Origin of the sequence: Paenibacillus sp. P32E (assembly GCF_001909085.1) — a bacterium.
GTDB lineage: Bacteria > Bacillota > Bacilli > Paenibacillales > Paenibacillaceae > Paenibacillus_AQ > Paenibacillus_AQ helianthi.
In genome coordinates, this window is sequence record NZ_LVYY01000046.1 from 268,310 (window position 1) to 283,366 (window position 15,057).

General features: G+C 52.1%; 12 protein-coding genes. 10 read left to right on the top strand and 2 right to left on the bottom strand.

The features are described 5' to 3' along the window. Positions 1-43 precede the first annotated feature (43 nt). Complete coding sequence (locus A3848_RS25850; protein ID WP_074087727.1) at positions 44-670, bottom strand: GyrI-like domain-containing protein; 627 nt, start codon at positions 668-670, stop codon at positions 44-46. Between the two features lie 175 nt (positions 671-845). On the opposite strand from A3848_RS25850, the gene A3848_RS25855 reads away from it, so the two are divergent. The 8 genes from A3848_RS25855 (at position 846) to A3848_RS25890 (ending at position 11,797) form a co-directional block, all read left to right on the top strand. Beyond that, positions 846-1,721, top strand: coding sequence for an SMP-30/gluconolactonase/LRE family protein (locus A3848_RS25855; RefSeq protein ID WP_083612381.1), 876 nt, complete (start codon positions 846-848; stop codon positions 1,719-1,721). 120 nt (positions 1,722-1,841) lie between these two features. Continuing rightward, entirely contained in the window at positions 1,842-2,750 is a 909-nt protein-coding gene (locus A3848_RS25860; protein ID WP_074087729.1) for a fumarylacetoacetate hydrolase family protein, read from the top strand. A 282-nt stretch (positions 2,751-3,032) separates the two neighbouring features. After that, complete coding sequence (locus tag A3848_RS25865) at positions 3,033-3,992, top strand: ABC transporter permease (RefSeq protein ID WP_074087732.1); 960 nt, start codon at positions 3,033-3,035, stop codon at positions 3,990-3,992. Between the two features lie 15 nt (positions 3,993-4,007). After that, positions 4,008-4,901 (top strand): carbohydrate ABC transporter permease, encoded by an 894-nt coding sequence (locus A3848_RS25870; protein WP_074087733.1) that lies wholly within the window; start codon positions 4,008-4,010, stop codon positions 4,899-4,901. Positions 4,902-5,008: 107 nt separating this feature from the next. Beyond that, positions 5,009-6,844, top strand: coding sequence for a type 2 periplasmic-binding domain-containing protein (locus tag A3848_RS25875; protein ID WP_074087735.1), 1,836 nt, complete (start codon positions 5,009-5,011; stop codon positions 6,842-6,844). Positions 6,845-6,979: 135 nt separating this feature from the next. Further along, on the top strand, positions 6,980-8,725 hold the full coding sequence (locus tag A3848_RS25880) for a sensor histidine kinase (protein WP_074087825.1): 1,746 nt from the start codon (positions 6,980-6,982) through the stop codon (positions 8,723-8,725). Then, positions 8,718-10,115: a response regulator transcription factor gene (locus A3848_RS25885; RefSeq protein ID WP_074087736.1), complete on the top strand. Its 1,398-nt coding sequence runs from the start codon at positions 8,718-8,720 to the stop codon at positions 10,113-10,115. Before A3848_RS25880 ends, A3848_RS25885 begins: the two co-directional genes overlap by 8 nt. Positions 10,116-10,120: 5 nt before the next feature. Then, complete coding sequence (locus A3848_RS25890; RefSeq protein WP_074087738.1) at positions 10,121-11,797, top strand: extracellular solute-binding protein; 1,677 nt, start codon at positions 10,121-10,123, stop codon at positions 11,795-11,797. 156 nt (positions 11,798-11,953) lie between these two features. Here A3848_RS25890 and A3848_RS25895 read toward each other — a convergent pair whose 3' ends face one another. Then, positions 11,954-12,379 (bottom strand): MarR family winged helix-turn-helix transcriptional regulator, encoded by a 426-nt coding sequence (locus tag A3848_RS25895; RefSeq protein ID WP_074087826.1) that lies wholly within the window; start codon positions 12,377-12,379, stop codon positions 11,954-11,956. Positions 12,380-12,643: 264 nt separating this feature from the next. Between A3848_RS25895 and A3848_RS25900 the strand changes: the two genes are divergently transcribed. Continuing rightward, positions 12,644-14,107 carry an MFS transporter gene (locus tag A3848_RS25900; protein ID WP_371916102.1) on the top strand — a complete coding sequence of 488 codons (1,464 nt, stop codon included), beginning with the start codon at positions 12,644-12,646 and terminating at the stop codon, positions 14,105-14,107. A gap of 436 nt (positions 14,108-14,543) precedes the next feature. Then, a complete protein-coding gene (locus A3848_RS25905) occupies positions 14,544-14,990 on the top strand; it encodes a carboxymuconolactone decarboxylase family protein (RefSeq protein ID WP_074087741.1) in 447 nt (148 codons plus the stop codon). Positions 14,991-15,057: the final 67 nt, after the last annotated feature.

Consider the following 15,057-nt stretch of genomic DNA (forward strand, 5'->3'; position numbering starts at 1 on the left):
GCCTGCGAAGATAACCTTCGGAGAACGCTCTTATACCAGGCTGCTACTCCTCCCGTGAAACCAGAAAACGCAGGACAGTCTTCAGCTTCTCCGGCTGCGTTCTGCGGGCATCCGAGAGATATATTTCCCGGTGGGTCTTGGAGATCCGCCGAAGTCCTTGCTGCACGCAATATTGCTCCATCTTGCTGAAGCTCGCCGGCTCATCATCGTAGGGTCCCGAATGCAGCATTTGTACACAAAGACCGTCTTCGTAGCTCCCGAAGGTGGCCCTATCCAGTAACGGCTGCGGCTTCGTGCGCTTAACCTTATCCACAATTTCGGCAGCAAGGGCAGGTGTGACAAAGTCCGGCTGCCGGATCATTATGGTGTAGACCAGCTCGTCCTTGTCGAGTCCTGCCTTCAAGCGTCCTTGTTCACTGAGATCCCATACACCTTCCAGGGGGAAGATGCTATATTCATGGTAGCCTTCGGGTGCCGGACCTTTCTTGGGCAGCATCTTGATGGCATAAGATAGGGAATACAGCACTCCAACCGCCTCAGCGAACGCTTCACTGTTAGGATTGCCTTCACCTGACAGCATGAAGTATGGATAGGCGGGCACCGTTATCAGCGTAGGTTCTGATGGGGGCAAATAGAACGCTTTTTCTTGTTTTTTCCACTCGTATTTCATGGATATCCCTCCGTAGTATATAGCGGTTGGCCGCTATGATTTATGATTGCCTTCAGAATACCATGCCTAACTGGACAGGTGTCTGTCATATTCATTGAAAGTGGATAATTAAACTCAGTGAAGGTAGAATGGAAAAGGAAGTGTCATATTCTGGAGTGAATGAGGAGGATATCCATTGATCATACAGGCTGAACTGGTGCTGGACGCCCAAGCGGAGCTTGGCGAGGGTGCCCATTGGGACCCTGAGGCAGGAGAGTTGTTATGGGTAAATATTGAAGGGAAGCAGCTGCGGATTGTTGATTCCCGGACGCTGAATGAGAAGATCTATACCTTCACGCAAATGATCAGTGCGGCGGTTCCATCCGTTGGTGGCGGCTGGGTAGTCGCCTTGCAGGACGGGATCTACAAATTTCAAGAAGATGGGTCTCTGAAATTACTGGCTTCGGTGGAGACAGAGCTATCCGGGAACCGGTTAAACGATGCCAAATGCGACAGCAAGGGCAGGTTGTGGTTCGGCTCCATGAGTATGGAGGACAAACGGGATGCGGGAAGCTTATATGTGATGGAGCCGGAAGGCGAAGTGCGTAAGGTGCTGTCTGGTATCGGAATTTCCAATGGCATGGCCTGGGACGATAGCCGCGGTCTGATGTATTACATTGATACCTTGACCCGGAGAGTCGATGTAATGGATTATGATCTGCAGAATGGCACTGTAACCGGACGCAGAACTGTGGTGGAGTTCCCGGAAGGCGCAGGCGGACCGGATGGAATGACCATTGACAGCGAGGGAATGATCTGGGTTGCCCATTGGAACGGCAGCTGTGTCTCACGTTGGAATCCGCACACCGGGGAGCAGATCGGGAAGATCGAAGTGCCCGCACCGTTCGTGACCTCGTGTGTTTTCGGAGGTGAACATCTGGACGAGCTCTATATTACCACTGCCCGGGTTGGCATGAGTGCTGAGGAACTGCAACGCTGGCCCTTAGCCGGCGGATTGTTCAAGGCGGACACGGGCGTGAAGGGATTAAAGGGCAACCGTTTTGCAGGCTGAGATGCACAGCGGGAAGCCGTCCGTCCGGCTCTCCTGCTGATGAAGCATGAAGCCGGGGATACATACGTGTAAGATGAACTGAGCTTGGAACGATATTCTGAATTTGGGGGAGGGACGGATATGCAGCTATTGAATTTTTGGGAATCAGGAACGCTGCGTCTCGGTGTAAAACAGGCAGAAGGCATCCTGGATGTGGCGGCGGCATTGCATTCGGTGCCAGAGCGGGCTGCAGAAGCTGTTCCGGCAACGCTAAGAGAACTGCTGGACGGAGGAGAGGCAGCGCTCGGCCGTTTGCGCGAATTCGTGGGTAATCTGCCTGTCCAGGGCGAAGGCGCCTTTTATAAAGAGGAAGACTCGCTTGAATTCGCGCCTTGTGTGGCAGATCCCGGCAAAATCATTTGTATCGGGTTGAACTACCGCAGACATGCCGAAGAGACCGGAATGCCGCTGCCGGAATATCCGATTCTTTTCAGCAAATTTACGAATAGCCTGGCCGGACACGGCATGGAAGTTCCGCTTCCGGGCACCACGCAGAAGGTCGATTATGAAGCTGAGCTGGGCATTGTGATCGGTCGGACAGCCAAGAACGTAAGTGAAGAAGAGGCGCTTGATGTGGTGTTTGGTTATTTTGCTGCAAATGACCTGTCCGCACGTGATCTGCAGACGCGCACCAGCCAGTGGCTTGCAGGCAAATCGTGCGACCGGTTTGCTCCAGCTGGGCCTTATGTGGTAACGAAAGACGAGGTGGAGAACCCCGGTTTACTGCGCATTAGAAGCTCGGTGAACGGGGAGGTCCGGCAGGACTCCAATACCTCGGATATGATCTTCAATTGCCAGCAGATCATCAGCTATATCTCCGGGTGTATGACGCTTACGCCAGGGGATATCATTCTTACAGGAACCCCGGAAGGTGTTGTGATGGGATATCCGCCGGAGCAGCAGATTTACCTGCAGCCGGGTGACGAGGTTACGGTGGAGATCGAGAAGCTAGGGAGTCTAACGAACCGCATGATTGCTGACAAGGCTTAAGTGGGGAGAGGCGATGCAGAGAGACAAGCGCTGCACCCTCGCGTTCGCATGGATATAGGAGGTAAATAAGAAGGAACTGTTCATTTGCAGAGCTTGCAGATGGCCGGTTCCTTTTTTTTGACAGCAATAAATGTAACGGGAAATTGGTCCACTGACCTGTGAAAATGGTCCGGAACTGTATTACCGCTCTCGCAGAAGGCCTACCGGCGCTCTCTCCCGGCGAAGATTCGTTATGAACTAAGATGAAAGCGTAAACAAAAATCCGGGTAGAGGAGATTTGATATGGGGGTACCTTCAGGCGAGCTGCTCCGCGGTGTGGGTCCGGTCCGGCCATCCCGCAGGAAGCTGCAGAATAAATACAAACTGTTTCTTATGGCGCTTCCTTTTCTTGTAGTGACCTTTGTTTTCTATTATCTGCCGGTTAGCGGGTGGATCTACGCCTTTTATGATTTCATCCCCGGTATTCCGCTGTCGGACACACCGTATGTAGGGCTGAAGTGGTTCAGGACCATAGTTGCCAATCCTACCCAGACAGCAGAGGTGCTGCGCGTACTGAAGAATACGGTAGCCATGAGTTCACTCGGGCTGGTGACTTCCGTCTTTCCGGTTATTTTCGCTATTCTCCTTACGGAGATACGGGCAGGCTGGTACCGCAAGTTCGTGCAGACGCTGACGACGATACCGAATTTTATCAGCTGGATTCTGGTCTATGCCCTGGCCTTCTCACTGTTCTCGGTCGACAACGGAGTGGTGAACCACATTCTGATACAGCTGGGCTTCGTGAATGAGGAATTCAATTTTCTGGCCTCCAGCTCGCATATTTGGGTGACGATGATTGCCTGGTATTGGTGGAAGTCCCTGGGCTGGGGAGCTATTCTCTATCTGGCGGCCATTGCCGGCATCGACCAGGAGCTGTATGAAGCGGCAGAAGTAGACGGGGCCAGCCGGTTCCGCAAAATCTGGCATATCACCGTTCCCGGCCTCATTCCGACGTTCTTCGTACTGCTGCTGCTCTCCATCGGGAACTTTGTCAACAACGGCATGGAGCAGTATTTTGCCTTCCAGAACGCCATGAACAAGGATGCGATAGAGGTGCTGGATTTGTACGTGTACAATATCGCGTTTGCCAACAATTTTCCGTTTGCCACAGCAGTCAGCATGTTGAAGTCGGTCGTCAGTGTCATTCTGCTGTTTGCGGCTAACACGCTGTCTAAGGTTGTGCGCGATGAATCGATTATTTAAGGACGGTGATTCCAGTTGCGTAAAAAGCTAAAACCCGGCGATGTCCTGTTCCAGGGAATCATCTATGTGCTCTTTGGATTGTTCACCCTGAGCTGCATCTATCCCTTCTATTACCTGTTCATTAACACCATCAGCTCCAATGATCTCAGCGCGGCGGGTTACATCAAGTTCTATCCGCAGCAGATCCATTTCGACAACTATTCTAAGGTGCTGCGGATCAGCGGGCTCAGCCACGCGGCGCTGGTCTCGGTCTACCGGACTGTAGTGGGTACCTTGCTCACGGTGGGCGCCTCCGCCTTTCTCGGTTATCTGTTCACGAAGAAGGAGATGTGGGGCCGGCAGGTCTGGTACCGCAGCGTCGTCGTCACCATGTATTTCAGCGCAGGGCTGATTCCCTGGTATATTACGATGCACAACCTGCATTTAACCAACAACTATCTGGCCTATATTTTGCCGACGATCATTACTCCGTTCAACATCATTCTTGTCAAAACCTTCGTCGAGGCGATTCCTCCCTCGCTGGAGGAGTCGGCAGCCATGGACGGCGCAGGGTATCTGCGGTCCTTCTGGAGTATTATCGTTCCGCTGACCACCCCGATTCTGGCAACCATTACGATTTTCTCGGCGGTCAACCAGTGGAACTCCTTCATTGATACGGCATTCCTGATGACGGACACCAAATATTTCACGCTGCAGTTCCTGCTCTGGAGATACCTGAATGAGTCCAGCTCGCTGGCCGCACTCATCCGAAGTTCCCCGGATATGGCGGCCAGTGTGCAGAACATGCAGACGCCAACCTCTGTGCGGATGACGGTGACGATGATCGTTGTGCTGCCCATTCTGATTGTATATCCGTTTTTCCAGCGTTTTTTTGTCAAAGGCATCATGATCGGCGCCGTCAAGGGCTGACCGGTCCGTAAAAGCAGGTATGGCTGGAGTTCGGCTCTGCCGGCAGGCGGAGCTTTAACTTAGGAGCACTCTTCACCTTTTACCAATTCATTAGGGGGTATGACGCAATGAGATTAAATAAGCTGCCGCTTCTTCTGCTGAGCATGGTTCTGGTGCTGGTTCTGGCATCCTGCGGCGGAGGGAACGGGAATTCGGGCAAGACGAACACAGCGAAGGCTACTGATAAGCCTACGGCTGAAGCAACCAATGCTGCAGCGGAAACGACAGCGCCTAGTGACGGGGCACCCGACCATTCCAAGCCGCTGAAGCTGACGGTATTCTCGACCACAGCTAACTATGCAGGCCCGCAGACCGGCTGGTTCGCCAAATTGATCAAAGACAAGTTCAATATTGAGCTGGAAATCGTAGCCTCCAATCTGACTGGCGGTGACACCAAAATCTCAGCAATGATGGCTTCCGGTGATCTCGGCGATATTATCATCTTCGGGGATGACAAGAACCACTATCCGAATGCCATCAAGGGCAACCTGCTGCTGGATTGGACCAAAGACGGGCTGCTCGACAAGTACGCCCCGGATATTGCGAAGCAATTTCCCAAAGCCATTGAGAAAGCAAAGGTCGCTTTTGGCGGAGGCAGCGCGGTCTACGGGATGGGAAACAGTGTGGCGACGAACCCGTCTGGACCTTCCGAGGGCAAGGATATGACTTGGGGACCGGACCTGCGCTGGGATCTCTATCAGCAAATCGGAGCTCCGGAAATCAGCAAGATCGAGGATTATCTGCCGGTGCTGAAGAAGATGCAGGAGCTGGAACCCAAGAATGAGCTGGGTAAAAAAACCTATGCGTTCTCACTCTGGTCCGACTGGGACGGCAATTATAAAATGACACTGGCGAAACAGTTCGCCAATATGATGGGCTATGATGAAATTCCTGACACTGCCCTATATGTCAAAGCGGATGAAGAGAAGTATTATGATTTTCTCTCCGACGACAGCTGGTATATGAAATCGCTCAAGCTGTATTTTGAGGCCAATCAGATGGGACTGCTTGATCCCGATTCGCTGACACAGAAATTTGATGATGTGGTTGCCAAGTACAAGGATGGCCGTCTGCTCTTCTCCTGGTTCCCGTGGCTGGGTGCTGCCAACTACAATACACCGGAAAGAACGGCGGAAGGCAAGGGCTTCGCTCTTGTACCGTTCAAGGATGAGCTGATGTATTCCACAGGCTTCAATGTATACGGCGGTAACGGGATCATCTCCATCGGTGCGAAGGCCAAGGACCCGGCGCGGATTATGGAATTTATCAACTGGATGTATACACCGGAAGGCGCAATGATCTCAGCAGGCAGCGGAACGGCGGTACCGAATGGACCGAAGGGACTGACCTGGGATATCGACAGCAGCGGCAAACCGGTCGTTACTGACTTTGGCTGGAAGGCATACGCTGATCAGCAGAACACCAAGGTTCCGGATGAATATGGCGGCGGGGACTACTACTACGGCTCGAATCAGATGAACTTCTCATTCGTGGTTCCGGCCATGGTGAATCCGCAGACCAGCGAGCCATATGACCACAATTTGTGGAAAACATCCCTGGAACGCAACCCGTCGAAGCTGGACAGTGACTGGAGAGCAAAGATGGGCGTGCTGACGGCGAAGGAATATTTTGAGAAAAATAATCTGCTTGCCGTTGCCCCTCAGGGCTTCACCGGGAAAGAACCGTTGACGATGGATAAAACTTTGGAACAGAAGAATAAGCAAATCGGTACGGTGATTCAGCAAATTTCCTGGAAAATGGTCTTTGCCAAGAACCAGGCTGAATTCGACAAACTGAACAAAGAAATGCATGACAAGGTGAACGGCCTAGGGTATGCCGATGTGATGGACTTCTCCGTCAAGAAAGCACAGGAACTGTTTGAGGCCCGTAAAAGTGTAAAATAAGCCATTCTGACAACTAGGAGCAAGGCAGGGCGGTGATGAAGCTGCTCTGCCTTATTCTGTTCGAGTTAGCGTAAATCTGGTATTCTATCAGTATTGGATAAAACGCTTTCATTGGAGGAGAAAAAGGACGTGCGGATGCTCAAAAAGAACGGGGGAAGGCATGCTCCGGCAAGCCATTCCCTGCGGACGACCTTAGTGATCTACCTGTTGGTCGGAACTCTGCTGCCGCTGCTTATTGTCGGAATGGTCTCGTATACTTCAATCTATTCCATTCTTTCCGGCAAAATCGGCAGCGGCATCAGCGCAAGTCTGCGGCAGGAAGCGCTCAGCCTGGAGAATGCCATCGATAATCTGGATTTCGCCTCCAAGCAGTTTGCGCTGGACGGTCAAATCGTAGCAGAGATGTCGTCCTTTCTGGAGGAGAAGCAGATCTACCGCAAATCCCAGATCATGAATTCCATCAATGAGAAGATTAATCTCGTGAACTTCACCAATCCCTACATCGGTCTGACGGCCTATATTATGCCGGGCAGCGAGGACCCGGTGCTGTTCACCAATATGAGCACACGGCGGAATTTTGATATCAGCCGGCTCCCATCCTTTATGCGTTACAACGGGGCTGATTATTACGGGCCCCATGGGACGATGTATGCGGTTGGCGACAATGTTGTGTTTTCGGAGCGGAGAATCGTCCGGGTGAACGGCCAGCATGATCTGTATGTTTATCTGGAGACGAACTACAGTCTGCTGCGCAAAATTTTTAATCCGCAGGCTTACGGGATGCAGGTGAAACATCTGCTCGTCAACCAGGATGGCACGGCTACGAATATCATTGACGGCCAAGTGCCTGCACGGGTTGTGGATGCTGCCGGCACAAGCACAGGGGCTGCCCATGAGGAGCTTGACGGCTATCATCTGTTCCGTTACGAGAGTCCGCAAGGGTGGAAGCTTGTAGCTGTCGTTAAGAAATCAGTATTTAACAGCGAAATTTATACCTGGTTCTACAAAATGATTCTGCTCGCCCTGTTAACGCTGCTGTTTGCCGGAATGCTGGCTTGGCTGATCTGGAGAAGGATCTATGGCCCATTACGTAAGGTGAACCTCGAAATTATCCGTATGGCAGAGAATGTAACGGCTCCGGTAGCCTTCACTAATGTAGAGGAGTTCGACTTCGTGCTGACGAACTTTCAGCAGATGAAGGATCAGGTCAACGAGCTGATCCTGGCTGTAGCCCGCAATGAGAAGCAGAAAAGCCAATTTGAAATCGAGAAGCTGCTGAGCCAGATCAACCCTCATTTTCTCCATAACACACTGAATACAGTGCAATGGCTTGCACGGCTGAACGGCCAGAAGGAGATCGACAAGCTGGTTACGCTGCTGGTGAAGGTGCTCCATTATAATCTTGGCAAACAGAGTATTATCGTTACGATTGGCGAGGAGATTGAAGCGATCCGCAATTATATGGAGTTGCAGCGAATCCGTTATGATTATGAGTTTGAATTCAATGTGCTGGCAGAAGAAGCGGTGCTGAGTGCAGCGGTTCCGCGCTTTCTGCTCCAGCCTCTGGTTGAAAATTCGATCTATCATGGACTCAGCGACAACGGCAGGGTAGATGTCATTATTACGGCCCATGGTCCGGGGGAAGTACAGCTGTGTGTCAGGGATAACGGAACAGGTATGGATGAGGTCCAGATCGGGGAGCTGCTGGCTGACGGTGAAGTTGGCAAGCGCGGGCTTGGGATTGGCTTCTCCTACGTCATGCGTATGTTGAGGACGTATTACGGAGAGCGGATGACCCTACAGATTCACAGTGCAGTAGGGGAAGGAACCATCATCTCCATTATCATTCCCATTAAAGGCAAGGAGGACTTCGATGATTAAAGCTGTTGTAGTCGATGACGAGCGCCTGGTGCGCAAAGGCTTTATCTCGCTGATTGACTGGTCGTCCTTCGGGGTGGTGATCGTCGGCGAAGCCGGTGACGGCAACGCCGCACTGTCACTGCTCCTGGAGCAGGAGACAGACCTTTTATTTGTCGATCTGACCATGCCCGGTATGTCCGGCTTTGAGCTGATCCGGCAAGTGCGCCAGCGCTTTCCGGCTATTCGCTGTGTGGTGCTGACCTGCCATCATGAATTTAATTATGTGCAGGAGGCACTGCGCCTCGGAGCCGTTGATTACATTGTCAAAACCCTGCTGGAGGTGGAGAATGCCGATGAGACCATCCGCCGGCTGGTTGAGCGTGTGAAATGGGAAGACAGCACGAGGGAGCTGCTGGCACGTGGAGAGGGCCGGGTGGTGGCTGCTGACCTGGCGCTGATCTATCTTCCACGGCTGCAGGGTGGCAGTGAAGAAGAACTGTTTCAGCTTGCAGTAACGAAGAATAATCCGCTAATCCCTATTCAGGACATGTGGATGACCCCGCTGCTCAGCCGTTTTACTGTGGATGAAGCCTGTCTGGAATTCACAAGGAAACTAGGCGGACGGTGGCGGGCGGCGCTGGTTAGCGGGCTGAGAGACCGGCAGCTTCAGGAAGTTGAAGATGTGCTGGGCAAGACGCTGCGGCAAGCGCTTTTTTACTATAGCGGGGCGGAGGAGCCTGCCCGACTGAACTTTGGTGAACTGAAGCGAATGGCCGGTGAGCGGCATCCCGCCGGAGAAGAGATTTTGGCTGAAGGGCTGAATCTGAGATGGACGCTGGACCACGAAGCTTGGGAAGTGTTCACCTCCAGGGTGCAGCAGCTTCAGCCGGGGCATGAACACATTACAGCATTCAGTCAGTCGCTGCTCCAGGACTGGAGCCGACTGATCCTGAAGGCAGAAGAATCAGAACAACTGGAAATATCTGTTGCCGGGAACTTGAACTGGTATCAATGGAAAAACTGGCTCCGGCAGTTCTCCGGGTGTGTCCAGCGGCGGATGCTTGAGCTCGGACTGAGCAAAGAGGTCATGTTCTGTCTGATTCGTGCAGTCCGCTTCATGAGAACCCATGCAGGAGATAAAATCAACCAAGGGGATGTTGCCGCCGAGATCAATATGAGCAGAGGCTACTTCAGCCAGTGTTTTGCCCGTTTTGCCGGGGAGACCTTTGGCGAGAGCCTGCGGAGCATGCGTCTGGAATTGGCCAAAACTCTTCTGCTGGAGACCCATTATCCGGTTTGTGAAATCGCAGGCAAATCTGGATTTGAGGATGACCGCTACTTCAGCAGGCTGTTCCGTGAACATGTCGGTAAGCTGCCAAGCGAATATCGTGCGGAGGGGATGGAGAGGTGAGGAGAATGGTGAAATATGTTCTTGCAACCGCGGCTCTGCTCTCCCTGACGGCTTGCCGGGGAGGCAGTATGCCGGTTGCCGGCTCAGCAAGTGCTGCAAATCCGGCAAATCATCCAGATGCGGCTGCTTACGGGAGATACGAGAATCCGGTAATGATGCGGATAGGTTTCAAAGTGCCCGATTCCCGGCTTAATACGGGAGACAGCAACGACAATAACCCGATTTCACGTTATTTGGAGAGTCTGACGAATATTAAGGTCATTCATTCCTGGGAAGCGAAGGGTGAAGAAACTTTTACGCAAAAAGTACAGCTGGCGATCGACAGCAACGATCTACCGGACGCGATGGTGGTCGACAGGGACCAGCTCAAAACGCTGATGGACAGCGATATGATTGCGGATCTGACCGAAACCTACAAGGAGTATGCTTCCGAGCTGATCAAGGATATGTATGATTCCACCCAAGGTGAAGCGCTTCGGGATGCCTCCCGGAACGGCAGGCTGTACGGTCTGCCCAACGTGGCAATTAACGCGGATTCGCCGTCCCTGCTGTGGGTCCGTCAGGATTGGCTGGACAAGGTGGAGCTGCCGGCTCCGCGTACCTTTGCGGATATTGAAGCCATTGCCAAGGCATTTATCGAGAAAGACCCGGACGGAAACGGCAAGCGGGACACCGTAGGGTTAAGCGCCTATAACAATATCGTGTACGGCACAAAACCCCATGTCAACGGATTAGATGCCCTATTCAGCGCATTTCATGCCTTTCCCACCAATTGGATCAAGGACAGCCAGGGTCATATTGTTTATGGTTCGATTACCCCGGAGACCAAGGAGGCACTGGGCAAGCTGGCTGACTGGTACAAGCGGGGACTCATTGATCCTGACTTTGCCTTGTATAAGGAAACGCAGGAACCGATCATTTCCGGTAAATCGGGGATGTTCTTCGGCCCGTGGTGGATGCCTTACTATCCGCTGTCGGAGGCTGTTGCTGCGGATACCAAGGCGGAGTGGCGGGCCTATGCCGCCCCGCTTGATGCATCCGGCAAATTCGTGACCCATATGGCTCCGGTCACCGACCGCTATCTGGTTGTCCGCAAGGGTTATGAGCATCCTGAAGCCGTAGTGAAGCTGCTGAATGCCTTCACCCGGCTGGAGCGTAGAAGAGATCCGAATGAGGAGGCGGTTCGGAGCCTGGATGATTTCTCGGCGCAGACCGGCATTCAGCCTCGGGCGTATTACCCGTTCGATCTGCTGATTGATTATGCAGACGCTATCGAGAAGCATTATGCGGATGTGCAGCAGGCGGTTCACGGCAAGATCGATCCGGATTCACTGGACCCTGACACCAGAGTGCTCTATGAGCACTGGCTTGCAGAGGAGGAGCAGCCCAAAAAAAATCTGGAGGGCTGGAAAGCGGCAAATGCCTACAAATACGGAGTCGCAGTATTGTCTACGACAGCGATCGAGAGAGTACGCAGTGTCTTTTACGGAAGTACACTGCATATGCGGAGCAAGTGGCCTGAACTGCAGAAGCTGGAGAGCGAAACCTTCCTGAATATCATCGTGGGTGATTCGCCTCTCAGTGATTTTGACCTCTTTGTAGCCAAGTGGAAACGAATGGGCGGAGAGGACATAACCCAAGAGGTTACGAAGCTTGCGGGCACCACTTACACGAGCCAGTAGCGACATTCGGCACCAGTCCGTTAAATGACGTTGGAAGAACTGAACACTGAAGTATGATTTCCCATATAGCAGAGACACAGGCCGGAGTCCCCTTGAGGAGGACTCCGGCCTGTAGCTATACTCATGATGCGGCGCTTACGTTGCTTGCACTTTCGTTCACAGGTTCTCTGAATTTTTATAGACCTTTTGCAGTAAAATAACAAGCTGGTCTACCTCATCCGCAGTGAAGTCGAGGGTAAGCTTGCGGTTTAGCTCTGCCAGAACCGATTGCAGAACCGGGGCGAACTCCAATGCCTTGGCTGTCGGATAGAGCAGGGACGAACGCCGGTCTTTGGGATCGGTTCTGCGCTCAATGTATCCGGCTTCCTCAAGCATCTTCACTGAGCGGGCGGTAGTGGCTTTATCGAATTTCATTTCACTTGTCATTTGATCCTGTGTGATGCCCGGATGGCTCAGAATCAGCTTCAAGAAGCTGTGCTGCCCGCCGCTGCCGATGCCATAAGGCAACAGTTCTTTGACCAGCCACTTTTGGTGCTGGCGATGAAGCTGGGAGATCAGCTTGCCGATGGGTTCTCTTTTCATATTCAACCTGCACCCCTCTTTGGTCAAAATCCTGCTGTCAGCAGACTCAACTCAAAAATATAAGGATTTATAAGTTTCACGCTATAAATCATCCTTCTATTTCTCGCTGAAACGGATTCCGTCCCTTAAAAGGACGGCGAAGCCGTTTCCACTTGATAGTACATTAATATAGTTGCGCATGCAACTAAATTGGAGTACACTGGGAAAGATCTATTCGTTGCGGACGCAACTATATGCGAAAAATGTTCGAAGAGGGTGTTAAATTTGAGTACAATCAGTGCAACCTATCAGGAGGATGCGGCGGTTCAGAAGAAACGCTGGATCATTTTAATCGTTCTGAACTTGTTCACCTTTATGTCCACACTTGACGGAAGCATTGTAAATATTGCCTTGCCAGTGCTCGTAAAGGAGCTGCAGCTGCCGATGGCACAGGTCGAGTGGGTTACAACCGGCTATTTGATGGCGATTTGCGCAGCCATATTGTTCTTTGGAAAGCTGGGGGATATCGCCGGCAAGATCCGGATTTTCAAGACCGGAACCGTTATCTTCATCATCGGATCACTGCTCTGCGGCCTGAGTGCAAGTCTGCCGTTTCTGATTGCATCCCGGGTCATTCAAGCGATTGGCGCTTCAATGACCATGGCCAACAGCCAGGGAATTGTCACAGACATTTTCCCGGCCACGGAGCGGGGCAAAGCGCTTGGGTTGATCGGGACCTTCGTTTCGCTCGGCAGTATAGCAGGTCCCAGCCTGGGCGGCATTATCGTCTCCGCATTGGGCTGGGAATATATTTTCTGGGTGAACGTTCCGATTGGCCTAATCGCTATTGTGCTCGGGTGGAAGGTTCTTCCGAAGGACCTGGTCCGGGTGAAATCCAGAATTGATCTTCCCGGAAGCCTGCTGTTCGCTATATTCATAGTGACCCTGTTCGCCGGTCTGCTGCTTGGACAGCAGCTAGGATATGGGGACAGCCGGATTCTATCGGCGTTGATTGCCGCAGCCGCAGCCTTTATTGTGTTTATTATTGTGGAGCTGCGCCGGACCCAGCCGCTCCTACAGCTGTCGCTGTTCAAGAACCCCTTATTTTCACTCAGCATCCTGTGTGCGTTTCTGGTATTCGTGGCGAACTTCTGCTTTAACATTATTGCCCCGTTCTATGCACAGAACATGCTGAACCTGTCACCATTCTATGCCGGCTTCCTGCTCATGCTGTTCCCGATTTCCATGGTCGTTGTAGCTCCGCTGAGCGGGGCCTTGTCTGATAAAATCGGCTCAGAGTTCCTAACCTTCGCCGGACTGATTGTGATGGTCATCGCTCAATTCGGCCTGGCCCGTCTGCATGACGGAAGCGCGGTAGCCCTGGTGGGTGTGTGGATCGCCATGCTAGGAATCGGCAGTGGTCTGTTCCAGTCGCCCAACAACTCGCTGGTCATGTCCAAAGTGCCGCGAACCCAGCTGGGATCGGCAGGCAGTGTCAACTCACTGGTCCGTAATGTGGGGATGGTAGTCGGGATCACCATTGCTACGACCCTACTCTTTCATGTAATGAGCAATAAAGCGGGCTACCGGGTAACCGGCCTGATTCCGGACCGTCCGGATATTTTCCTCTCTGGCATGCATGTCGTATTCATGACTTCGTCGGCTATCTGTCTAGTTTCGGCTCTGCTGACTGGCTGGCGGATGATCACGATCAAAAAAGCCAAAAGGGCAAAGAATGCCGCGGTCTGATATTCTGGCAGCCTGATACTGCAGTACAGGGATGCTCATTTCGTAAGCCATATTTAAGCAAAAGCCTTCCAGCCTGAGTCAGGCCGGGAGGCTTTTCCTAGTACGCTAGCTCAGGCTCACCTATTGAGGGAGAAGTGGCGGAAGAGAAGTTTGGAACTGGAGGAGCGATAGCGACCGCCTTTGTCTGCGGATTTCACCCGTTATAAACGGTATACAATCAAGAAATCTGCAGACAACAGCGGCCGGAAGTCCAAACATTCTCTGGAGTCACGGCCAATCCCAAAACAGAAAAATTGCTAGTTTAATTTATATAGTGGATTTTTGAAAGCACCGCTAGGGCACTACATGGTTGATTTTTATGTGTTTGGAGCGGTTTGTCACAAATCACCACGCCACATTGTCTTCATTATGTACACACATTATGGAGGCGATTAGAATGAGTTTAAGATTTAATTACAGAGCGGCAAATGAACAGGCCTTTCGGGCAATGATGGCCATGGAGCAGCATGCGGGCGGGCGGATCCAGGATAAGGTATTATATGAATTAGTGAAAATCAGGGTCTCCCAGATCAACGGCTGCGCCTTCTGTCTGGATATGCACGCCAAGGACTTAATGAAGCTGGGCGATTATGCAGACCATATTTTGCTGCTTAGTGTATGGCATGAAGTTCCGCTGTTTACAGAAAAGGAAAAGGTGCTGCTTGAGTTTGCTGAGGCTGTTACCCTTATCAGTCAAGGGGGGGTTCCCGTGGCACTGTACGACAAGGTTATGGAACATTTCAGCCAGGAGGAATATGTGGACTGGATTCTGGCGATCAATACGATCAACAACTGGAACCGGATCGCGATTTCTACCGGAATGTATCCCGGTTGTTTTAATTAAAATAGGAGTGGCGAGTCATTAAGCACAGGAGGGACAGCAGTGAAAGACCGGGGAAGCAAGGCGGGTA

Coding starts and splice junctions, on each gene's coding strand:
- A3848_RS25850 (WP_074087727.1), bottom strand. CDS start 670: ATGAAATACGAGTGGAAAAAACAAGAAAAAGCGTTCTATTTGCCCCCA.
- A3848_RS25860 (WP_074087729.1), top strand. CDS start 1,842: ATGCAGCTATTGAATTTTTGGGAATCAGGAACGCTGCGTCTCGGTGTA.
- A3848_RS25865 (WP_074087732.1), top strand. CDS start 3,033: ATGGGGGTACCTTCAGGCGAGCTGCTCCGCGGTGTGGGTCCGGTCCGG.
- A3848_RS25875 (WP_074087735.1), top strand. CDS start 5,009: ATGAGATTAAATAAGCTGCCGCTTCTTCTGCTGAGCATGGTTCTGGTG.
- A3848_RS25880 (WP_074087825.1), top strand. CDS start 6,980: ATGCTCAAAAAGAACGGGGGAAGGCATGCTCCGGCAAGCCATTCCCTG.
- A3848_RS25885 (WP_074087736.1), top strand. CDS start 8,718: ATGATTAAAGCTGTTGTAGTCGATGACGAGCGCCTGGTGCGCAAAGGC.
- A3848_RS25890 (WP_074087738.1), top strand. CDS start 10,121: ATGGTGAAATATGTTCTTGCAACCGCGGCTCTGCTCTCCCTGACGGCT.
- A3848_RS25895 (WP_074087826.1), bottom strand. CDS start 12,379: ATGAAAAGAGAACCCATCGGCAAGCTGATCTCCCAGCTTCATCGCCAG.
- A3848_RS25905 (WP_074087741.1), top strand. CDS start 14,544: ATGAGTTTAAGATTTAATTACAGAGCGGCAAATGAACAGGCCTTTCGG.